24 protein-coding genes are annotated in these 20,614 nt (G+C 73.7%); 18 read left to right on the top strand and 6 right to left on the bottom strand.

Annotated features, from left to right (window positions below; translation table 11 throughout):
- Nucleotides 1–156: 156 nt before the first annotated feature.
- From VR45_RS26510 to VR45_RS26495, 4 genes are all read left to right on the top strand, one after another.
- Nucleotides 157–1,143: a thiamine pyrophosphate-dependent dehydrogenase E1 component subunit alpha gene (locus VR45_RS26510; RefSeq protein ID WP_045942349.1), complete on the top strand. Its 987-nt coding sequence runs from the start codon at nt 157–159 to the stop codon at nt 1,141–1,143.
- 22 nt (nt 1,144–1,165) lie between these two features.
- Complete coding sequence (locus tag VR45_RS26505) at nt 1,166–2,155, top strand: transketolase C-terminal domain-containing protein (RefSeq protein ID WP_045942348.1); 990 nt, start codon at nt 1,166–1,168, stop codon at nt 2,153–2,155.
- Between the two features lie 71 nt (nt 2,156–2,226).
- On the top strand, nt 2,227–2,733 hold the full coding sequence (locus tag VR45_RS26500; protein ID WP_030396600.1) for a quercetin 2,3-dioxygenase: 507 nt from the start codon (nt 2,227–2,229) through the stop codon (nt 2,731–2,733).
- Between the two features lie 185 nt (nt 2,734–2,918).
- A complete protein-coding gene (locus tag VR45_RS26495) occupies nt 2,919–3,554 on the top strand; it encodes a TetR/AcrR family transcriptional regulator (RefSeq protein WP_045942347.1) in 636 nt (211 codons plus the stop codon).
- 215 nt (nt 3,555–3,769) lie between these two features.
- Here VR45_RS26495 and VR45_RS26490 read toward each other — a convergent pair whose 3' ends face one another.
- The 4 genes from VR45_RS26490 to VR45_RS26475 all read right to left on the bottom strand — a co-directional run bounded on the left by VR45_RS26490 (nt 3,770) and on the right by VR45_RS26475 (nt 7,397).
- The gene (locus VR45_RS26490) at nt 3,770–4,642 is read right to left on the bottom strand and encodes an LLM class flavin-dependent oxidoreductase (protein ID WP_045942352.1); all 873 of its coding nucleotides are present in this window, start codon (nt 4,640–4,642) and stop codon (nt 3,770–3,772) included.
- A gap of 5 nt (nt 4,643–4,647) precedes the next feature.
- Nucleotides 4,648–5,028: a SchA/CurD-like domain-containing protein gene (locus VR45_RS26485; protein ID WP_030396597.1), complete on the bottom strand. Its 381-nt coding sequence runs from the start codon at nt 5,026–5,028 to the stop codon at nt 4,648–4,650.
- A gap of 68 nt (nt 5,029–5,096) precedes the next feature.
- Nucleotides 5,097–6,122, bottom strand: coding sequence for an SDR family NAD(P)-dependent oxidoreductase (locus tag VR45_RS26480; protein WP_107084272.1), 1,026 nt, complete (start codon nt 6,120–6,122; stop codon nt 5,097–5,099).
- Nucleotides 6,123–6,278: 156 nt separating this feature from the next.
- Nucleotides 6,279–7,397: an amidohydrolase family protein gene (locus VR45_RS26475; protein WP_045942346.1), complete on the bottom strand. Its 1,119-nt coding sequence runs from the start codon at nt 7,395–7,397 to the stop codon at nt 6,279–6,281.
- 409 nt (nt 7,398–7,806) lie between these two features.
- Between VR45_RS26475 and VR45_RS26470 the strand changes: the two genes are divergently transcribed.
- The 13 genes from VR45_RS26470 (at nt 7,807) to VR45_RS26410 (ending at nt 17,894) form a co-directional block, all read left to right on the top strand.
- A complete protein-coding gene (locus VR45_RS26470; RefSeq protein WP_231978553.1) occupies nt 7,807–8,271 on the top strand; it encodes a DUF1772 domain-containing protein in 465 nt (154 codons plus the stop codon).
- A gap of 148 nt (nt 8,272–8,419) precedes the next feature.
- On the top strand, nt 8,420–8,875 hold the full coding sequence (locus VR45_RS26465; protein ID WP_030396593.1) for an ester cyclase: 456 nt from the start codon (nt 8,420–8,422) through the stop codon (nt 8,873–8,875).
- A gap of 105 nt (nt 8,876–8,980) precedes the next feature.
- Nucleotides 8,981–9,313 (top strand): TcmI family type II polyketide cyclase, encoded by a 333-nt coding sequence (locus tag VR45_RS26460; RefSeq protein ID WP_030396592.1) that lies wholly within the window; start codon nt 8,981–8,983, stop codon nt 9,311–9,313.
- Nucleotides 9,314–9,422: 109 nt separating this feature from the next.
- Complete coding sequence (locus VR45_RS48000) at nt 9,423–9,692, top strand: acyl carrier protein (RefSeq protein WP_030301380.1); 270 nt, start codon at nt 9,423–9,425, stop codon at nt 9,690–9,692.
- 3 nt (nt 9,693–9,695) lie between these two features.
- Nucleotides 9,696–10,178, top strand: a complete 483-nt coding sequence (locus tag VR45_RS47995; protein WP_045942345.1) for an SRPBCC family protein — start codon at nt 9,696–9,698, stop codon at nt 10,176–10,178.
- Nucleotides 10,179–10,183: 5 nt separating this feature from the next.
- Nucleotides 10,184–10,612, top strand: a complete 429-nt coding sequence (locus VR45_RS26445; RefSeq protein WP_045942344.1) for a cupin domain-containing protein — start codon at nt 10,184–10,186, stop codon at nt 10,610–10,612.
- Nucleotides 10,609–11,895: a beta-ketoacyl-[acyl-carrier-protein] synthase family protein gene (locus tag VR45_RS26440; RefSeq protein WP_045942343.1), complete on the top strand. Its 1,287-nt coding sequence runs from the start codon at nt 10,609–10,611 to the stop codon at nt 11,893–11,895. The genes VR45_RS26445 and VR45_RS26440 overlap by 4 nt, the downstream gene beginning before the upstream one ends.
- On the top strand, nt 11,892–13,127 hold the full coding sequence (locus VR45_RS26435; RefSeq protein ID WP_045942342.1) for a beta-ketoacyl synthase N-terminal-like domain-containing protein: 1,236 nt from the start codon (nt 11,892–11,894) through the stop codon (nt 13,125–13,127). Before VR45_RS26440 ends, VR45_RS26435 begins: the two co-directional genes overlap by 4 nt.
- Nucleotides 13,128–13,162: 35 nt before the next feature.
- Nucleotides 13,163–13,528, top strand: a complete 366-nt coding sequence (locus VR45_RS26430) for an antibiotic biosynthesis monooxygenase family protein (RefSeq protein WP_030396587.1) — start codon at nt 13,163–13,165, stop codon at nt 13,526–13,528.
- Between the two features lie 4 nt (nt 13,529–13,532).
- The gene (locus tag VR45_RS26425; protein WP_045942341.1) at nt 13,533–14,960 is read left to right on the top strand and encodes a tryptophan 7-halogenase; all 1,428 of its coding nucleotides are present in this window, start codon (nt 13,533–13,535) and stop codon (nt 14,958–14,960) included.
- 143 nt (nt 14,961–15,103) lie between these two features.
- Nucleotides 15,104–15,502: a nuclear transport factor 2 family protein gene (locus tag VR45_RS26420; RefSeq protein ID WP_030301365.1), complete on the top strand. Its 399-nt coding sequence runs from the start codon at nt 15,104–15,106 to the stop codon at nt 15,500–15,502.
- A gap of 32 nt (nt 15,503–15,534) precedes the next feature.
- Nucleotides 15,535–16,713: a hypothetical protein gene (locus VR45_RS26415; protein ID WP_030396585.1), complete on the top strand. Its 1,179-nt coding sequence runs from the start codon at nt 15,535–15,537 to the stop codon at nt 16,711–16,713.
- Between the two features lie 146 nt (nt 16,714–16,859).
- Nucleotides 16,860–17,894, top strand: a complete 1,035-nt coding sequence (locus VR45_RS26410; protein WP_045942340.1) for an ArsR family transcriptional regulator — start codon at nt 16,860–16,862, stop codon at nt 17,892–17,894.
- Nucleotides 17,895–18,065: 171 nt separating this feature from the next.
- Here VR45_RS26410 and VR45_RS26405 read toward each other — a convergent pair whose 3' ends face one another.
- Entirely contained in the window at nt 18,066–18,614 is a 549-nt protein-coding gene (locus VR45_RS26405) for a GNAT family N-acetyltransferase (RefSeq protein WP_052709394.1), read from the bottom strand.
- A gap of 389 nt (nt 18,615–19,003) precedes the next feature.
- Nucleotides 19,004–19,876, bottom strand: a complete 873-nt coding sequence (locus tag VR45_RS26400) for an SDR family oxidoreductase (RefSeq protein WP_286163485.1) — start codon at nt 19,874–19,876, stop codon at nt 19,004–19,006.
- Nucleotides 19,877–20,042: 166 nt separating this feature from the next.
- On the opposite strand from VR45_RS26400, the gene VR45_RS26395 reads away from it, so the two are divergent.
- The coding region (locus VR45_RS26395) for an MFS transporter (protein WP_045942350.1) at nt 20,043–20,614 on the top strand (572 nt) is incomplete at its 3' end.

Below are 20,614 nucleotides of genomic sequence, written 5' to 3'. Positions count from 1 at the left end.
GCCGGGTGGGGGAGGGGGCGGTGACGGATTCGGACACTTGGTTGCACCCATGTGAGTGAGCACTTACCCTCATGGAGTCGGGCCACGAGCGAGACCGGCGAACGAGGCGCGCGGCGCCCCGCCGGCCGTCCCCCGGAGAGCCGAGGAGGCGACCCCATGGGCACATCCCGCACCACCGATCTGACGTTGGACCAGATCGTCGAGATCTATCGCACGATGAGTGTGATCCGGGCCTTCGAGGACCGTCTGCACGGACTGGCGAAGAGCCTCCCCGGCGCGGTCCACCTCTACAGCGGGCAGGAGGCCGTCGCAGCTGGTGTCTGCGCGGCCCTCGCCCCGGACGACTACCTCGCCAGCACCCACCGCGGCCACGGTCACGCGATCGCCAAGGGCTGCGACGTCGAGGCGATGATGAAGGAGTTGTACGGCCGGCCGGACGGGATCTGCGGCGGCAAGGGCGGCTCGATGCACATCGCGGACTTCGACCGCGGCATGCTCGGTGCCAACGGCCTGGCCGGCGGCGGCGTCCCGCTCGCCTGCGGGGCAGCGTTGACGGCCCGCCAGCAGGGCACCGGCCAGGTGTCGGTGGCCTTCACCGGCGACGGCGGCGCCAACCAGGGCGCCGTGCTGGAGAGCCTGGTGCTGGCCCGGATGCTCGACCTGCCGGTGATCTTCGCGATCGAGAACAACGGCTACGCCCAGGCGACCCCGGCCGCCGCCCACTTCTCCGGCACCGACATGGCCCAGCGCGCGGCCGGCTTCGGGATCCCCGGCGCGGTGGTGGACGGCTACGACGTGATCGCCGTGCACGCCGCCACCGCCGAGGCGGTCCGGCGTGCCCGGGCCGGCGAGGGCCCGACCGTGCTGGAGTTCCGGGCCGAGCGCTTCCACGGCCACATGGAGCTCTGGGACGACCAGTCCTACCGGCCGGACGCCGACCCGGAGCGGCTGCGCACCGAGTCCGACCCGCTGCTGCTGCTCCGCTCCCGGATCGCCGACGGCACCGTGGCCGGACCCGCCGCCTTCGAGCTGGACCGGGTCGACCGGGACGCGACCGCCCTGGTCGAGGCAGCCGTCGCGGCCGCCTCGGAGCCCTTCACGGCCGACCCGCGCACCCTGCTCGACCACGTCTACACCCGCTGACCCGCTCCGAGGAGGGAGTCCCATGCGCACGATCACCTACCAGCAGGCCATCGGCGAGGCGCTGGCGCAGCAGATGCGCTTCGATCGCTCGGTGGTTCTGATGGGCGAGGACAGCACCAATGCCTGGGGCCCGACCAAGGGCCTCCACCTGGAGTTCCCGGACCGGGTGCTCGACATGCCGATCACCGAGGCGGCCTTCGTCGGCGCCGCGGTCGGCGCCGCCGCGACCGGACTGCGGCCGGTGGTCGACCTGCTGTTCATCGACTTCGCCACCGTCGCCTTCGACCAGATCGCCAACCAGGCCGCCAAGCTGCGCTACATGGCCGGCGGCCGGATCTCGGTGCCGCTGGTGCTGCGCGCGATGTGGGGCACCGGCCTGCGCCGCGGCGCCCAGCACTCGCAGGCGCTGCACCCGCTCTTCGTCCACCTGCCCGGCCTCAAGGTGGTCGCGCCGTCCAACCCGTACGACGCCAAGGGGCTGATGGCGCAGGCGCTGGTGGACGACGACCCGGTGCTGTTCCTGGAGCACAAGATGCTCTACTTCGTGCCCGGCGGTGTGCCCGAGGAGCCGTACGCGATCCCGTTCGGCTCGGCCAAGGTGGTCCGGCCCGGCACCGACTGCACGGTGGTCGCGATCGGCCGGATGGTGTCGGTCGCGCTCGCCGCCGCCGAGCAACTGGCCGCCGAGGGCGTGCAGATCGAGGTGATCGACCCCCGGACCCTGTCGCCGCTGGACACCTCGACCATCTACGGCAGCGTCGAGCGGACCGGGCGGCTGGTCGTGGTGGACGAGGCCCACCCGCGCTGCAGCCTGGCCACCGACATCGCCGCGCAGGTCGCGCAGGACCGTTTCGCCGCCCTGCGCGGGCCGGTCAGGATGGTCACCGGGCCGCACGCGCCGGTGCCGTTCAGCCCCGAGCTGGAGGACGCCTTCGCCCCCGGCCCGGACCAGGTGGCCGCCGCCGTGCGCGCCACCGGCCTGGTGAAGGACGCGGCCGTCCAGCCGCGCTGACGATCGATCAGTTTCCGTACCGCTGTGCTGCCGGGCCCCGAACGAGGGCCCGCCGACCGAGGAGGAACCGAGTGACGTCCCAACCGTTCGTGAAGCAGCCCGACGAGGGCCGCGCCATCTGGCACGTGGGCGCGCTGCTCCAGTTCAAGGCGACCGGCGCCGAGACCAATGGACAGTTCTGGCTCGCCGAGCAGCTCTCCCCGGCGGGCTACGCCTCGCCGGTCCACCTGCACACCCGCGAGGACGAGTTCTTCATCGTCCAGGAGGGTGAGATGGTGCTGCGGATCGGCGACGACGAGCACAAGGTCGGCCCGGGCGCCACGGTCTTCGCGCCGCGCGGCATCGCGCACCAGTACCGGGTGGAGACCGAGGGCACCCGCTTCCTGGTGCTCGGCACCCCGGCCGGTTTCGAGGAGTGGTTCTTCAAGACCGGCGAGCCGGCCACCAGCCTGGAGCTGCCGCCGCCGCTCCAGGGCCCGCCGGACTTCGCCCGGCTGCTCGGTGAGCTGGCGCCGCTCGGCGTGCAGCTGGTCGGGCCGCCGCCCGGAGTCGGCGGGCCCGCCGGGCCGCCGCGCTGAGCGGTGCCACCGCTGAAGCCTGCCTCGCCGGCCCCGGCGCCCCTCGTGGGCGGCGGGGCCGGCGCGCCGTTCGGGGTGCCCGGCGAAAGAGGTGAGCGGGTACTCACCTGCACGCTATCCTTCGGGTGCCCCTCCGCAGCCGCGGCCCGCTCGGAAGCCGGCCGCCCCGTTCCTTCGGAGCCTTCATGAGTATGCGCGAGCAGATCGTCGACGCCGCCGAGCGGGTGATCCGTGACCTCGGCCTGGCCCGCTGCACCACCAAGGAGATCGCCGAGGTGGCGGGCTGCTCCGAGGGCACCATCTACCGGCACTTCCGCAGCAAGGAGGACGTCTTCCTGGCCGTCCTCGCCGAGCGGCTGCCCGGCCTGCTGCCGGTGCTGCGGGCGCTGCCGGAGGAGATCGGCAGCGAGGGCGAGGTGCGGGCGTCCCTCCAGCAGGTGGCGGAGGAGGCGCTCGCGTTCTACCGCGCGTCGATGCCGATGCTGCTGTCCGTCTTCGCCGAGCCCAAGCTGCTCGACCGCCACCGGGAGTGGATGCAGGCCAACAACGCCGGGCCGCACCGGGCCGTCGAGCTGCTGGCCGACTACCTGCGCCGGGCCCAGCGGACCGATCTGGTCAGCCGGGACGCGGATCCGGTGGCGTCCTCCCAACTCCTGCTCGGCGCCTGCTACCTGGCCGCCTACGGGGGCGTGTTCGCCGCCCCGGGCACCGGGTCGGAGCCGCTGCGGGAGGCGGAGGCCTTCGTCCGGCAGCTCTGGCGGACGCTGGCCCCGGCCCAGTCGGCGCCGGCGCCGGCGCGGGGCCGCGCCAAGGCCCGCTGAACCACCGGGCCCGCTGCACCACCGGGCCCGCCGAACCGCGGAGTGGCCCGTCGCCCGGCGAGAACCGCCGGGCGACGGGCCTTTCGCACGCCCGGGACCGGATCCGCGCCCGTGCCGGCTTCGCACGCCCGGGACCGGAATCCGCCCGGGCGTGCGGCAACGGGGAGGGGCGGACGGCCCGTGGCCGCCCGCCCCTCCCCGCGCTCCCGCCGTGGTCAGCCCTGGAGCCCCAGCACCTGGGCCGCCGCCTCGACCTGGCCGAGGTCCCCGGCGCAGGGCATCAGCAGCAGCTCGTCGCAGCCCGACTCGGCGTACTTGCCGACCAGCCCGCGCAGCTTGCCGGGGTTGTCGGCCGCGCCGCGCAGGATGTGCTCGACGAACGGCCCGGCGTCGCGGTAGTACGACCGCAGGTAGCCCTCGGTGTGCTTGGTGCCGTCCGCGCCGAGCGCGAAGTAGGCGAGCGCCACCAGTCGGGGCGCCCCCTCCCGGCCCTCGGCCGCCCACTGCTCGCGCAACGCCTGGGCGCCCTGGGCGAACATGATCGGGCCGGTGCCGCCGCCGATCCACCCGTCGCCCAGCCGGGCCGCCCGGGACAGCGCGGCCGGGGAGTGCCCGCCGAGGATCAGCTCCGGCCCGTTCGGCCGGATCGGGGCCGGTCCGACCGAGGGCTCCCGGCCGGACTGGGCGTCGGCCCAGTGCCGCCGCAGCTCGGCCACCTGGGTGCCGGTCCGGGCGCCGCGGCCGGCCTTCTCCACCTGGCCGACCTCGAAGTCGTCCGGCCGCGAGCCGACCGCCATGCCGAGGGTGAGCCGGCCGCCGGACAGCCGGTCCACGGTGGCCGCCTGCTTGGCCAGCAGCGCGGTGTTGGCGCGCAGCGGCGAGATCAGGATGCTGGTCGCCAGGCCGATCCGCTCGGTCACCGCGGCGGCCGCGGCCAGCGTGGTGAGCGGTTCCCAACTGCTGTGCACCAGACGGTCGATGGTGCCGAGGGTGGAGTAGCCGGCCTGCTCGGCGAGCCGGGCCCAGGCGACCACGTCGGCGCCGGCCGCACCGGCTAGCGAGGTGGGGAGTCCGATTCCGATCTTCATCGCGTTCACTCGCCTTCGAGCGGCTGGTCGTGGCGGCGGGAGAGCACGTTCTCCATCGAGGCCAGCCGGAAGAACGCCTGCGCGCCCTCACGGCTGGTCATGTCGCGCGGGACGGCGAGGTGCTTCTCCAGCTCCCGCTCGAACTCGCGGACGGCGGGCTGCTGGCTCATGTGCGCGGCGACCAGCGGCAGCGGGCCCTCGATCTCGATCACCCGGACGGCCAGTTCCTTGCCGACGAAGGCCTGGGTGCCGAGGAGCTTGCCGACCACGGTGCCGTCGGGGCTCTTGACGTCGAAGTCCGGGCGGCCGCTCTTGCGGAACAGGTCCTTGACGATGTCCTCGCTGCCCGGCAGCAGCGGGTAGTACAGCGCGTGCCACGTGCTCATGGTCGTCTCCTGGGTTCTCCGGGCCGGGCTCGGCCCGTCGGTGGGTGTGGGGCGGTGCGGGCGGGGTCTCACTGGCTGGTGGTGACGCCGCCGTCCACGTACAGCACCTGGCCGCTGATGAAGCCGGCCCGCGGCGAGGCGAGGAAGGTGACCGCGTCGGCCACCTCGTGCAGCTCGGCGGTGCGGCCCAGCGGGATCCGGCCGAGCACCATCCGCATGAACTCCGGGTTGCTCGCGTTCTCCTGGACGAAGTCGGTGCGGACGAAGCCGGGGGCGACCGCGTTGACCGCGATCCCGTGCCGGCCCCATTCCGCGGCCAGCTGCTTGACCAGCAGGTCCAGTCCGGCCTTGCTGGCGCCGTAGGCGCTGAAGCCGCGCCGGGCGCCGAACTTGCCGCGCACCGAGGAGAGGTGGACGATCCGGCCGCCGCCGGCCGCGATCATCGCCCGGCCGACCGACTGGGAGAGCCAGAAGGCGCCCAGCAGGTTGGTGTCGACGATGGTGCGCCAGTCCTCCTCGGAGATCTCCTCGGCGCCGACGGTGACCAGCGCGCTGGCGCAGTTCACCAGGACGTCGATGCCGCCCCAGTCGGCGGTCACGGCCGCCACCAGCCGGTCCACGTCGGCGCGGTCGGCGACGTCCACGGCGTGGGGCACCACCGTGCCGCCGCGGGCGGCCAGCGGCGCGAGCCGCTCGGCGGTCTCCTCGGCCTTCTTCAGCGAACGGCCGGCCACCGCGACCCGGGCGCCCTGGGCGGCGAGGTCCGCCCTGGGCGGGAGGTCCTCGGCGACGGCGGCGCCGATGCTGCCGTAGCCGCCGACCAGCAGGACCCGGCTGCCGAGGAACTCCCGGTCGGCGGGGACGCGTTCGGGTGCGGGCCGGGGCGGGGCGGCGAAGCCGGGGGGCGGCCCGCCGGCTCCCGGAGGGGGTCCGCCGAAGCCGGCGGGCGGTCCTCCGAATCCCGGCGGCGGCCCGCCGGCCCCCGGGGGTGGCCCGCCGAAGCCAGGGGGCGGTCCGCCGGCGCCGGGGGGCGGTCCGCCGCCGGGGCGTCCGCCGGGCGGCCCGGACGGTGGGGTCGGTGCGGCTGCCGTCATGACAGCACCTCCCTGTCGCGTGTCGGTGGTGCGGGGAATCCGACGGAGCGTCGGATCGGGGGACGCCGGGGGTGGTGATGAGCCCGGGCCCGGTGCTGTCCGGGTCCGCTCGGCCGGCGTCGGGTCCGGTCCCGCCCGGTGCGGGCGGGACCGGATTCAGTTCGCGTCGGGTGCGCCGGGCAGGCCGAACAGCCCGGCGGCGTTGTCGTGCCGGATCCGCGCGACATCGGCCGGGGCCAGGCCGAGCCCGTCCAACCGGGCCAGCGAGGCGTCCAGCGGCGCGCTCATCGGCGGGGAGTCGGTGCCGAACATGACGTTGCCGGCCCCGAAGGCGTCGACGGCGGCGGCCACGGCCCGCAGGCTCGGGGTCGCGGTGTCGACGAAGACCCGGCGCAGGGCCTCGGCCAGCGGCGGGACGACGGGCCCGGTCGGCGCGGCGCCCGGTCCGCCGGGTCCCCCCGGCCGGCCCGGCCCACCGGTCCCCGGTCCGCCGGGACCGCCGGCCCCGGGACCGCCGACCCCCGGCGGAGGCCCGCCGGGAGCGCCGGCCGGAGGTCCGCCCGGCGCACCGCCGGGAGGCCCGCCCGGGGCCGCGCCCGGCCGGCCGAAGGTGACCGGCATCCGCCGGGCCAGCTCCAGCCGCTCCAGCAGCAGCGGCAGCCCGCCGCCGCAGACCGGGGCGACGATCCGCAGTTCCGGGTACTTCTCCAGCCACCCGGCGAACAGCACCGCCGCCGTCCCCAGCGTGACGTCGCAGGGCCGGGCGATCTGCTCGACCAGCCGCAGGTCGTCGAGCTCCCCGGCCCCGGCCGGTTCGGCCGGCGGGTGCAGCATCACCGGGGTGCGGTACTGCGCGGCCATCGCGAAGAAGGCGTCGGCCTGCGGAGTGTCCAGGAACCGCCCCTCGATGCTGGAGTTGACCATCAGTCCGACGAATTCGTCCTGCTCCAGCCGCTTGGCGGCGGCGGCGAGTTCGGCGTCGGAGCCGAGCGGGTTGGTGTAGACGTAGCCGCGCAGCGCCGCGGGCCGGGCCCGGACCTGCTCGCCCAGCCAGTCGTGGAAGCGTTCGAGGGTGTCCAGCGGCTGGCGGTAGTTGTCCAGCCCGGGCGTGCGCACCATGGTGCCCGCGCCGACGGGACTGCCGACCAGGGACATGGTGATCCCGGCCGCCGCCTTGAGCTCCACCATGCCGTCGACGTCGACGAGGCTCGGCGGCATGGGGAAGCGGCGGAAGAGTTCGGGCGACGTGATGTGGCCGTGCACATCGATCGTCATCGGCTCGGCACCTCCTGGGATGTCCGCCGGCCGGTCGGCACGGCGGGGTGGTCGCGGGCCCTGGGCTCTCGGTGAGTGAGTGCCCGCTCGCACCGTAGGGTGCGTCCGGTGGGCGCGTCAACATGGCCCGGAATCCGGGAGGTTGGTGCAACGAACCGGCTGGGCGGACGGCCCGGAACGGCCGGGACGCGGTCCGTGACGGCCGGGGCGACGTCCCAGCCCGGTGGAGACGGATGCCTCCTGACACTGGGACCGCCCGGCGGCAAGGATGAGGCGGCGGGGCAGCCCCGGGGGCCGAGATGCCCCGGCCCCCGGGGTCCCGTGTCTCTCGCATCGGGCGACCCCGCCCCGGTTCGCCGCATCGACGCGGCGGACATTCCGCGATCCCGGATCGATTCGAGGAATCGATATGAAGGACATGAAGGATAATTCGGACGTCTGGTTGGTTACCTCGTCCAGCGTTCAGCTCGGCACGCTCTGGATCATGAAGACCTCGATCCTGCCGATGCTCAACTCCCTGCCCTACGACCGGTACGTCAACACCTGCCAGCTGATCGACATGCACGTGTTCCACCCGATCGCCTTCTGGAACGGCCTGGCCACCGCCGCTGTCGGCGCCACCAAGGCCGTCCGGTCGGAGAGCAAGGTGGCCAAGGTGCTGTACGCGGCCGGCACCGTCGGCATGGCGACCGTCGCGGTCGCCTCCGAGGGTGTCAACCGGCCGATCTGGCGCCAGATCGAGCGCTGGAGCCCGTACCGCGACACCGATGCCGCGTGGCGCGGCAAGCGCCGCCGCTGGCACCTGGCGCACGAGACCCGGACCATGGGCGCGATCGGCGCGGCGGCCTGCTTCGTCCTCGCCTCGCTCATCTGACCGGTCCGCTCCCCGCACCTCGCGCCGCAGTGCGCACCGGCCGGCTCCCGGAGCCTCCCCGTACCCAGGACCGGCCGCCGCCCCACGCCCACCCGGACCGCCCTCGGCCGCGCACCGGCCGGGGCCGTCCGCCGAGCAAAGGACTGTCATGACCTCGTCCACCGAGAGCGCGGTGGAGGCCAACAAGGCCCTCATCCGCGAGCTGACCGAGCGGGCGTTCAACGACGGCGACCTCTCCGCCATCGGTGACCGCTTCGCCGAGGACTACGTGGTGCACGCCCCCGGCCTGCCCCCGATGCCCCCCGGCCCGGACTCCTTCCGGCAGGCCGTGCTGCTCTGGCGCAACGCCTTCCCGGACGTCAACGTGACCGTGGAGGACGTGGCCGGCGACGGCGACCGCGTCTACGCCCGGTTCACCACCCGCGGCACCCACCAGGGCCAGCTGTTCGACATCCCGCCGACCGGCAAGCCGGTCACCGTGCACGAGATGTCCTGCCACCGGATCGTCGACGGCCGTGTCGTCGAGTCCTGGATCGGCGACAACGTGCCCCGGATCCTGCTCGACATCGGCGCCATCCAGCCGGTCGGCCGCCCGCAGCACTGAAGCCGCGGCGCCGAACACCGGCCCGGAAGAGCCCACCGAGAGCCCGAGAGCGCCCGAGAGCGCCCGAGAGAGCCCGAGAGAGCCCGTACCCCGAGGGGAGCCCGCATGCACCGCACACTGATCATCGCCCGGATGCTGCCCGGCGCGGAGGGCGACGTCGCCCGCGTGTTCGGTGAGTCCGACGAGACCGAACTTCCCCGTCTCGCCGGCGTCACCCACCGCTCGCTGTACAAGCTCGGCGATGCCTACGTCCACCTGCTGGAGACCGACGACCCGGGCCAGGAGGCGGTCGACGCCGCCCGCCGCCACCCGGAGTTCGCCCGGGTCAGCGAACGGCTCACCCCGTTCATCTCCCCCTACCTGCCCACCTGGCGTTCGCCGCAGGACGCGGTCGCCCAGTGCTTCTACACCTGGGAGTCCGGCACCGGCGGTCGGTGAGCCCGCCCTCCGCCGGCGGCGCCGGCCGAACGGGGGCCCGTTCACCCCGGACGGCCGCGCCGCGGGGCCCAGGAGCAGTCCCTACACCGGAGAAACGAGAGGCAGCACCATGACCGACCACCAGGCCGGCGGGACGACCACGGTCGTCACCGCGGAGGAGATCGAGAACGTCCTCATCACCAGCGCCGGCGCGGCGCCGGACGTGTTCGAGGGCTCCCGGCACGTCCCCCTGGAGGAGCTCGGCCTCGACTCGCTGGCCGTGCTGGAGCTGGAGGCGGTGATCGCCGACCGTTACGGCCTGAAGGTCCCGGACGGCGCCGTCGCCCTCAGCGTCGACCAGATCGTCGCCGAGCTGCAGACCGCCGGGGCGGTGGGCTGAGCGATGGCCGGACACACCGAGAACAGCATCGTCATCCAGGCCCCGCTCAAGCTCGTCTGGGACGTCACCAACGACGTCGCCGGCTGGCCGGAGCTGTTCACCGAGTACGCGTCCGCCGAGATCGTCGAGCGCCGCGGCGAGACCGTCCGGTTCCGGCTCACCATGCACCCGGACGAGGAGGGCCGGATCTGGAGCTGGGTCAGCGACCGCACCGTCAACGTCGCCGACCGCACCGTCCACGCCCACCGGGTGGAGACCGGCCCGTTCGCCTACATGCAGATCCACTGGCGGTACGAGGAGCTGCCCGAGGGCGGCGTCCGGATGACCTGGATCCAGGACTTCTCCATGAAGCCCGTCGCCCCGGTCGACGACCAGGGCATGACCGAGCGGCTGAACATCAACTCGCCCGTGCAGCTGGAGATCATCCGGCAGAAGGTCGAGGCCCTCGCCGCCGGTTCCACCGCCGTCCCCGCCGAAAAGGAGTGAGCGCCGTGGCCGCCAGGAACATCCGCATCATTTCCGCCGACGACGTCCCCGCCAACCGCAAGCGCGGCGGCGAGACCCGCGCGGTGCTCTCGCCCGCCACCTGCGGCGCGACCTCCGGTTTCATGGGGACCGCCCGGCTCCAGCCGGGGGAGCGGATCACCGAGCACTACCACCCGTACAGCGAGGAGTTCCTGCTGCTCGTCCGCGGCGAGCTGACCCTCGACCTGGACGACAAGCCCTTCGAGCTGTTCGCCGGCCAGGGCGTGCTGATCCCCAAGGACATCCGCCACCGGCTGCGCAACACCGGCTCGGAGGAGGCCTTCGCGGTCTTCCACCTCGGCCCGCTGGCGCCGTCCCCCGAGCTCGGCCACGTCGACACCGAGGACGGCCCGGGCACCAAGGCCGAGGGCCACATAGTGCTGGGGGAGCGATGACCGCTTCCCCGTCCACGGGTGACCGCCGCGTCGTGGTCACCGGGATCGGCGTGGTGGCCCCCGGGGGCACCACCCGCGAGACCTTCTGGGAACTGATCACCTCGGGCCGCACCGCGACCCGTCGGATCTCCGCCTTCGACCCCTCGGCGTTCCGCTCGCAGATCGCCGCCGAGGCCGACTTCGACCCGGTCGCGGCCGGCCTCACCCCGCTCGAGCTGCGCCGCGCCGACCGCTACGTGCAGTTCGCGCTGGCCGCCTCCCAGGAGGCGGTGCTGGACGCCGGACTGGAGCTCGACGAGCGCACCCGGGAAGCCACCGGTGTGGTGCTCGGCTCGGCGGTCGGCGGCACCATCGTCCTGGAGGACGAGTTCGTCGTCGCCAGTGACTCCGGCCGCAACTGGCTGGTCGACCCCGACGTCACCAGCCCGTTCCTCTACCAGGGCCTGATCCCGAGCAGCCTGGCCGCCGACGTGGCCGTCCGGCACGGGGCGCACGGCCCGGCGGTGGTCGTCTCCACTGGCTGCACCTCCGGCATCGACGCCATCGGCCACGCCTACCAGCTGCTGATGGACGGCGAGGCCGAGGTGATGATCACCGGCGCCTCGGACTCCCCGATCTCCCCGGTCACCGTCGCCTCCTTCGACGCCATCAAGGCCACCACCCCGGACAACGACGACCCGGCGCACGCCTCCCGGCCGTTCGACCGGGACCGGCACGGCTTCGTGCTGGGCGAGGGCTGCGCGGTGCTCGTCCTGGAGGAGCTGGAGCACGCCCGCCGGCGCGGCGCCCGGATCTACTGCGAGGTGGTCGGCTACGCCAACCGCGGCAACGCCTTCCACATGACCGGTCTGCGCCCGGACGGCCTGGAGATGTCCGAGGCGATCACCGAGACGCTGCGCCAGTCCCGGCTCAACCCCGAGGACATCGGCTACATCAGCGCCCACGGCTCCGGCACCCGGCAGAACGACCGGCACGAGACCGGCGCCTTCAAGCGCTCGCTCGGCCACGCCGCCTACGGGGTCCCGATCAGCTCGATCAAGTCGATGGTCGGCCACTCGCTGGGCGCGATCGGCGCGATCGAGATGGCCGCCTGCGCGCTGGCGGTCGACCGCGGGGTCGTCCCGCCGACCGCCAACTGGCAGAACCGCGACCCCGAGTGCGACCTCGACTACACGCCCAACACCGCCCGCGAGGTGCGGGTCGGCGCGGCGCTCTCGGTCGGCAGCGGCTTCGGCGGCTTCCAGTCCGCGATGCTCTTCGCCAAGCTGGGGAGGGGCCGATGAGCGCACGACGTGCCGTCATCACCGGCATCGGCGTGGTCGCGCCGAGCGGCATCGGCAGCGAGGCGCACTGGAAGTCGGTCTGCGGCGGGGAGAGCCGGATCGCTCCGATCACGCTCTTCGACGCCGGCCAGTACGAGACCACGCTGGCCGGCGAGGTCCCGGACTTCGACGTCAGCCGGTACGTCGAGCGCCGGCTCCAGGTGCAGACCGACCGGTGGACCCACCTCGCCTACGCGGCGGCCGAACTGGCCTTCGGCGAGGCCGAGCTGGACCCGTCCACGGTCGAGCCGTACAAGCTGTCGGTGGCGCTCGCCAGCTCCTCCGGCGGCAACCAGTTCGGCCAGCGCGAGCTCCAGCGGCTCTGGCAGCCGGACACCTCGCGGACCGTCGGCGCCTACCAGTCGATCGCCTGGTTCTACGCCGCGACGGTCGGGCAGCTGGCCATCAAGCACCAGGCCAAGGGCCCGTCCAGCGTCCTCGTCTCGGAGGGCGCCGGCGGCCTGGACTCGCTGGCCCACGCCGCCCGGCTGGTCCGCCGGGGCGCCGACGTGGTGCTCGCCGGCGGCACCGAGGCACCGCTCGGCCCGTACGCGCTCGCCTGCCAGCAGCGCAGCGGCCGGCTCTACACCGGCTCCGACCCGGCCGAGGCCTACCTGCCCTTCGACGAGCGGGCGGCCGGCTACGTTCCGGGCGAGGGCGGGGTGGTGTTCGTGGTCGAGGACCTCGACCACGCGCTCGCCCGCGGTGCCCGGATCCGGGCCGAGATCGCCGGCTGGTCCGCCACCCAGGACGCCGTGGCCGCCAGCCGGACCGCCTCCGGCTCGGTCCGCCAGTACGCCAGGGCGCTCGGCATCGCCGTCGAACGGGCCGGCCTCACCCCGGGTGACGTCGACGTGACCTTCCCGGACGCGGTGGGCCTGCCCGCCTACGACCGCACCGAGGCCGAGGCGCTGCGCGCGGTCTTCGGCGACGCCGGCCCGGCCGCCGTCACCACCCAGAAGCCGCTCACCGGCCGCCTCTACCAGGGCGGCAGCGCACTGGACGCGGCCACCGCGGTGCTCGCCATGGACAACGGCCTGATCCCGCCCTCGGCGGGCCCGGCCCGTCCGGCGGACGGCTGCGACCTGGCCTTCGTCCGCGAGGAGCAGGCCACCGAGGTGCGCACCGCGCTGATCGGCGCCCGCGGTTTCGACGGCTTCAACAGCGCCGTCCTGCTGCGCGCGCACTCCTGACACCCACGAGCACCACGACCCGGAAGGAGACCGTCATGCCGGTCGACGAGGGCGCGGCACAGGGCCGCGTGCTCTTCCTGATCACCGTCAAGGAGGAGCGCCGGGAGGACTTCCTCAAGGCGTACGAGCAGATCCGCCACCTGGTCGCCGAGGGCGTCCCCGGACACGTGCGCGACCAGGTCTGCCAGTCCTCCACCGACCCGGAGCAGTGGCTGATCACCAGCGAGTGGCGCTCGCTGGACGACTTCGTCGCCTGGGAGCGGACCGAGGAGCACCGGGACCTGGTGCGCCCGATGCGCGAGTGCTTCAGCGACGCGAAGTCCATCCGCTTCCACATCAAGGCCGAGACCTCGCGGGACACCCCGAAGGCGGGCCTTTCCACTCCTACCACCGCGGGGTGAGGTCATGACACGGACTCTGATCATCGGCGGCAGCGTCGCCGGCCTGGTGGCCGCGCTGGCGTTCGCCGACCTGGGGCACGACGTCACCGTGCTGGAGCGGGACGCCAACGAGGCCCCCGACACCGTCGACGAGGCGCACGGCGACTGGCAGCGGCCGACCGTGCCGCAGCTCCACCACTCGCACGCCTTCGGCTCGCTCGGCACCAACCTGCTGCGCGAGCGGCTGCCCTCCGTCTACCAGGCGCTGGTCGCGGCCGGCGTGCGGGAGATCGAGCTCGGCAAGGCCATGCCGCCGACCCTGGCCGACAAGACGCCGCACCCGGCCGACGCCGAGCTGCGGATGCTCGGCAGCCGGCGGACCACCTTCGAGCTGGTCCTCCGCCAGGAGGCGCTGCGCAAGCCGGGCATCTCGCTGCGCCGGGGCGAGACGGTGCGCGGTCTGACCGTCGCCGACCGCGGCCCGGCCCGGGTGACCGGTGTGGTCACCAAGGACGGCCGCACCATCGCCGCCGATCTGGTGATCGACGCCAGCGGCCGCCGCTCGCAGGGCCACGAGTGGCTGCGCGAGCACGGCCTGGCCGAGCCGGAACTCGTCGCGCAGAGCGCCGACATCACCTACTACACCCGCTACTACCGCGCGCACGGCCCGCGCCCGGTCGGCCCGCTCAACCGGGGCTTCGGCGCCGGCGGGCTCTGGGACCACTACACCGGCGTGATGTTCCTCGGCGACAACAACACCTTCGCCATCTCGTTCGGCATCCTGCCGGACGACACCGAGCTGAAGCAGATGCGCGCCGAGGACGTCTTCACCGCCGTGGTCCGGGCCACCCCGCTGCTCGCCCCCTGGGTGTCGCCGGAGGCCTCCGACCCGATCTCGCCGGTGCACGCGATGGCGGGCCTGGACAACTCGCTGAAGCTGTACGGGCAGGACGCCCAGCCGGTGCCCGGCTTCCTTCCGGTCGCCGACGCCGTCTGCACCACCAACCCGGCGTTCGGCCGCGGCGTCTCGCTGGCCATCGCCCATGTGCTCGGCCTGGCCGACCTGGTGCGCGAGCACCCGGAGCCGGACGCCGAGCAGGCCGCGCTGGCGGCCGGCCTGGCCGGGCGGACCTTCCGGCCGTGGTTCGAGGACGCCGTCCGCAACGACGCGGGCCGGGCCCGGCTCTGGCGGGCCACCGTGGCCGGCCAGCAGCTGCCGCCGCTGCCGCCGGACGTGCTCACCTTCGGCACGGTCGCCGAGGCGGCCGGCACCGACGAGGTGGTCTGGCGCCGGCTGGTCCGCACCATGATGTCGCTCGACAACCCGGCCGGCCTGTACGAGGACGAGGAGATCCGGCTGCGGGTCAAGCAGGCGGTCGCGGGCGGGCCCCCGCCGTTCCCCGCCCCGGACCGGGCGACCCTGGTCGACATCGTCCGCCGCGCTGCCAACTGACGCATCGTCACCATCGCGTCGAGCGACGCCGGTTCCACCTCGTCGAGCGACGCCGCTGTACCGCACGGCCCCGCTCTGTTGCACGGCCCCGCTGTACCGCACGGCCCCGCATCGCACCGTCGCACAGCTACAGGAGGAGAGTCATGAAGGTCGTCGACCACCCCAACGCCAAGCTCATGGAAGCGGTCTACGCCGCGTTCACCGTGGGCGACGTGCAGAAGGCGGCCAGCTACTGGACCAAGGACTGCGTGCACTACTACCCGGGCACCAGCGAGCTGTCCGGCGCGCACGAGGGCATCGAGTCCGCACTGGCCTTCGCCGGCCGGATGTTCGAGATCTGCCAGGGCCGGATCACGATGGAGATCCACGAGATCGGCGCGAGCGACTCGTTCGCCTTCGCCACTGTCTTCACCCGCTACGAGCGTGAGGGCAAGAGCCTGGAGATGCCCTTCGTCAACGTCGCGCGGATCCAGGACGGCCTGATCGCCGAGTTCTGGACCTACCCCGAGGACCAGTACGCCGTCGACCAGTTCTGGGCCTGACCGCCCCCCGACTATTGAGAGGTCGCATCATCATGGCAGGCATCATCAGCAGCTGGGGTGACAACACCAACGGCCAGCTCGGCGACGGCGGGACGGTCAACCGGACCACCGCGCAGGACATCAAGGGCCTGGAGAACGTGGTCAAGGTGGCGGCCGGCAGCGGCCACGCGCTGGCCCTGACCGGCGACGGCGAGCTCTGGGGCTTCGGCCGCAACGCCTTCGGCCAGCTCGGCGACGGCTCCACCGAGAACCAGGCCACCCCGGTCCGCACCGTCGGACTGCCCGGCCGGGTCCGCTCGGTCGGCGCCGGCGGCGGCCACACCGCCGCCCTGCTGGAGGACGGCACCGTCTGGGCCTGGGGCGCCGGCTTCTTCTGCGCCCTCGGCGAGGCCAACTTCGGCGTGCAGCCGGTCCCGGTCCGGGTCGACGGCCTGGAGGACGTCGTCGAGCTGGCGGTCGGCGGCGCGCACAACCTCGCGCTCAAGGCCGACGGCACCGTCTGGTCCTGGGGCCGCGACGACCGCGGCCAGCTGGGCGACGGCCCCGGTTCGACCCGCGAGGGCCGGATCGTCCGCTCCTACATGACCGCCTCCTTCGACTGCCGGCCGCGCCCGGCCGTGATCGAGAACCTGGAGCCGGCCGTCAAGCTGAGCGCCGGCGGCGGCCACAGCATGGTCGTGCACGCCGACGGCACCGCCTCGGTCTGGGGCTTCAACGACCGCGGCCAGCTCGGCGACGGCACCACCGAGGACCGCGCCGCCCCGCAGAAGGTCGCGGGCCTGCGCTCGGTCACCCAGCTGGTCGGCGCCTACCACCACACGGTGGCGCTGCTGGCCGACGGCACCGTCTGGGCCTGGGGCCTCAACGACGGCGGCCAGCTCGGCGACGGCACCACCGCCGACCGCGCGGTGCCGGCCCCGGTGCCGGGTCTGACCGGCGTCAAGGCCGTCTCCGCCAGCGGCGGCGGCACCGACGCGGCCCCCGGCAACGGCGGGCACGCGCTGGCGCTGCTGGCCGACGGCTCGGTGCAGGGCTGGGGCTGGAACAACTGGGGCCAGCTGGCCGCCGGTCAGGTCCAGATCGTCCCCACCCCGACCCGGATCGCGCTGACCGGCCCGGCCGTGGGTGTCGCGGCCGGCGGTGAGATCCCGCCGACCAACAAGTTCATGGCCAACCCCGGCGGTGGCTTCGCCTTCGCCCTGCTGGGCTGAGCCCAGGCCGTGCGCAACCGCCGGGCGGCCCGGCCCGTCCGGGCCGCCCGGCGCGGGGCCGTCCGGCCCGTCCACCCATGACCGCTGACCTCGGGCCGGGGGCGCCGTCCGCCCCCGCCCCGGTCCCCGCAGGGAGGCCTCACCCCATGACCGCCGTTCCCCAGACCGCCCCTGCTTCGGCCGGCGCGGTGTTCCTCTCCGAATTGATGTTCCCGTCCACCCCGCGCTGCCTGGCGCTGGCCGCCGAGTTCAAGCTCGCCGAGCTGCTGGCCGAGGGCCCGCTGCCGGTGGCCGAGCTCGCCGAGCGCGCCGGAGCGACCGCGAGCGCGCTGGCCAAGGTGCTCTCGCTGCTCACCGAGGACGGTGTGTTCGAGGAGGTCGAGCCCGGCGTCTTCGCCAACACCGAGCTCTCCGAGCTGCTCCGCCCGGGCGTGCCCGGTTCGATGGACGCGATGGCCCGGATGGTCGGCGCCGAGTGGCTCTGGGCCTCCTGGGGCGCGCTGGACCACAGCCTGGCCACCGGGAAGCCCGGTTTCGAGAAGGTGCACGGCACCGCGCTCTGGCCCTGGCTGCAGAAGAACCCGTCCGCCGCCGCGACCTTCAACCAGGCGATGACCGACTTCACCGACGCGCTCGCCGACGCCCTGGTGTCCGCGTACCCCGAGTTCGCCGAGGCCGGCGCGGTCTGCGACCTCGGTGGTGGGCAGGGCACCTACCTGGCCGCGATCCTGCACAAGTACGACGCCCTCGCCCGCGGCGTGCTGGCCGACCTGCCGAGCGTCATCGAGCAGGCCAGGACCCAGCCCGACGTCGCCAAGCTGGCCGAGCAGGGCCGACTGGACTTCGAGCCGGTCGACTTCTTCGCCGGGGTCCCGGCCGGGATCGGCGCCTACGGGCACTCCTGGCCGGACGACGCGCTGGTCCGGCTGCTGCGCAAGTGCCGGGAGGCCTCGCCGGGCGCCCGCTTCGTCGCGGCGGAGCTGGTGCACCGCGAGGGCGTGCCGAAGTTCGTGAAGAACTTCGACCTGGTCATGCTGGTCACCATGAGCGGCGAGGTCCGCACCGAGGAGCAGTTCGCCGAGGTCTTCCGGCGCGGCGGCTACCGGCTCAACCGGGTGGTGTCGACCGGGACGGCGTTCTCGCTGCTGGAGGCCGTGCCGGACCCCGACCCGCTGGACTGACCGGACGCCCGGAGCCGCCCGGGGGAGAAATCCTCCGGGCAGTTCCCGGAGAATTTCCGGACGGTACTGCGAGACGGTATCGCGAGGCGGTATTGCGAGAGGGCCCGGATCCGATTTCGGATCCGGGCCCGCGGTATTCCCTCCGGGTGTTTCCCGGAGGGATCGCGCCACTCAGTCGAAGCGGAATTCCGAAAGGCCGCCGCGGGAGCGGTAGCCGAGCGAGCCGAACAGTGCCTGCACACTGTCGTTGCCCTCGGCGGTGACCGCCATGCCGACCAGCCCCTCGGCGCGCACCTCGGTCGAGGACTCGGCGAGCAGCGCCCGGGCGTACCCGCCACGCCGGGCGTCGGGCCGCGAGTAGATCGGTCCGTAGCGCACCACGCCCGCGACGGCGGCGGTCCGGCCGAGGATCGCGACGGGTTCGCCGTCGAGCTCCCAGGCCCGCAGCAGGCCGCCGGCGATCTGGCCCCGGACGGAGCGCGAAGCCATCTCCCGGCTGAGCCCGGCGCCGTGCGCGGCCTCCAGGCACCAGTCGGTGAACAGCTCCGCCTCCTCCTCGCGGGCGGCCCTGGACTGCCCCTCCGGGGCCGGGCGGCCGTCGGCGGTGACCGCCCCGTCCAGGCACAGCATCCGCTCGCGGCGGTCGGCCCTGGCCGGTCGGCCGGTGGCCTCGGACCAGGCCGCGGCGAAGGCGGCGGCCGCCGCGTCCGGCCCGATCACGNCGGCCCGATCACGCCGGGCAGGAGGTCGGGCCCGGCGCCCAGTTCGGCGCCGAGTGCGGCCGCGGCGGCCGTCGGCATCCCGCTCAGCACGACCAGGTGCGGCGCCGTGAACGCCGCGACGCCGACCACCGGCGCCGTGTCCGAAGCCGGGTCCTCGACCCGGCTCCAGGCTATCGGCGGGGCGGTCGGCGGGCGGAATTTCGCGCCGGCCAGCATGGTCAGCAGGATGGAATTCTCGACGGGGTTGCCGGCAATCCACTCACCGGTTTCCGAGATGAACTCTTCGGTGTTCCTCGTGGTTTTTACGAACATATCGAAAAAATAGCCGGAGGGTGGATTGCTGGCAATGGGACGAGTGGGAACGGGCCCCGGTGCGTCCGGTTCCGGTCAGTTCGCGCCGGGCCGCCCGGCACCCGGCCCGCCCTGGCCCGGAGCACCCTGGCCGCCCTGCGCACCCGGACGGCCCTGGCCGCCCTGCGCACCGGGACCGCCCTGGCCGCCGCCGGGCCGCCCCATCGTCCCGGCCGTGACGCCGGCCGTCATGCCGCCGTCCAGCCCGAACAGCGAGCCGGTGACGAAGCTCGCCGCGTCGCTGCCGAGGAAGACCACCGCGTTGGCGACCTCCTCCTCGGTCGCGATCCGCCCCAGGGCGGTGGCCGCGCCGGCCCGCTCCAGCGCGCCCGGCTGCCCGCCGACCCGCTGGCGGAAGTCCTCCGTGTCGACCGGGCCGGTGATCAGCGCGTTGACCCGGATGCCCGCCGGGCCGGCCTCCAGCGCGGTGGCCCGGGTCAGGCCGACCACACCGTGCTTGGCCGCGGTGTACGCGCCCAGGCCGAAGGCGGTGCCCTGGACGCCGGCGGTGGAGGCGTTGTTGATGATGCTGCCGCCGCCGCTCGCCCGCATGGCGGCGATCTCGTGCTTCAGCGAGTGGTAGGTGCCGATGAGGTTGACCGCGATCACCGCGTCGAAGGCGTCCGCCGGGACCCGGTCCAGCGGGCCGAACGCCCCGCCGCCGCCGGCGTTGTTGAAGGCGATGTCGAGGCGACCGTGTCGCTCGACCGTGGTACTCACCAGGCGGGCGACGTCATCCTCGACGGTGACGTCGGCGGCGACGAAGTCCGCCTGCCCGCCCTTCTCCCGGATCCGCTCCACCACGGCGTTGCCCAGCTCGGCCCGGCGGCCGGAGACCACGACGTGCGCCCCGGCGGCGGCGAGCGCCAGTGCGGCGGCTGCCCCCATGCCCGAGGTAGAACCGGTCACGAGCGCGATCTTCCCCTGGAGTTGGCTCATCGTTAGCTGCCCTTCCGGGCGGCCGCGGCCGCCCTTGACGTTGGCTCTTGACGGCTAATTTTGATTGTATAGTCTATACGAATTCAAGCTCGGAGCAAGGTCTCCGAGCCGGCGGACGCCTCTCAAGGAGTACCCAATGAGCGCCCCGTACGCTGCACCCGCCCCGGAAGTGCCACGTAAAACCTTCTTGACGATCTTTGCTGCCCTGGTGCTTGCCATGTTCCTGGCAGCCCTGGACCAGACGATCGTGGCGACGGCCCTGCCGACCATCGCCGGTGACCTCGGCGGCGTGACCCACCTGGCCTGGGTCATCACCGCCTACATGCTGGCCGCCACCGCGGCCACGCCGCTCTGGGGCAAGCTGGGCGACCTCTACGGCCGCAAGCTGATGTTCCAGTCGGCGATCACGATCTTCCTGCTCGGCTCGGCGCTGTCCGGCCTCTCCGCCAACATCGGCCAGCTGATCGGCTTCCGTACTCTCCAGGGTCTGGGCGCCGGCGGTCTGATGGCGCTGGCCATGGCCCTGATCGCCGAGCTCGTCCCGCCCCGCGAGCGCGGCAAGTGGCAGGGCTATGCGCAGTCCTGCTTCGTGATCGCCGGTGTGGTCGGCCCGCTGATCGGCGGCGCCTTCGTCGACCACCTGTCGTGGCCGTGGATCTTCTACATCAACCTGCCGATCGGCGCGGTCGCGCTGGTGGTCGTCAGCTC

The sequence above is a fragment of the Streptomyces sp. NRRL S-495 genome (assembly GCF_000966955.1).
GTDB classification, from domain to species: Bacteria; Actinomycetota; Actinomycetes; order Streptomycetales; family Streptomycetaceae; genus Kitasatospora; species Kitasatospora purpeofusca.
This window is presented reverse-complemented; position numbering and strand designations above follow the sequence as displayed.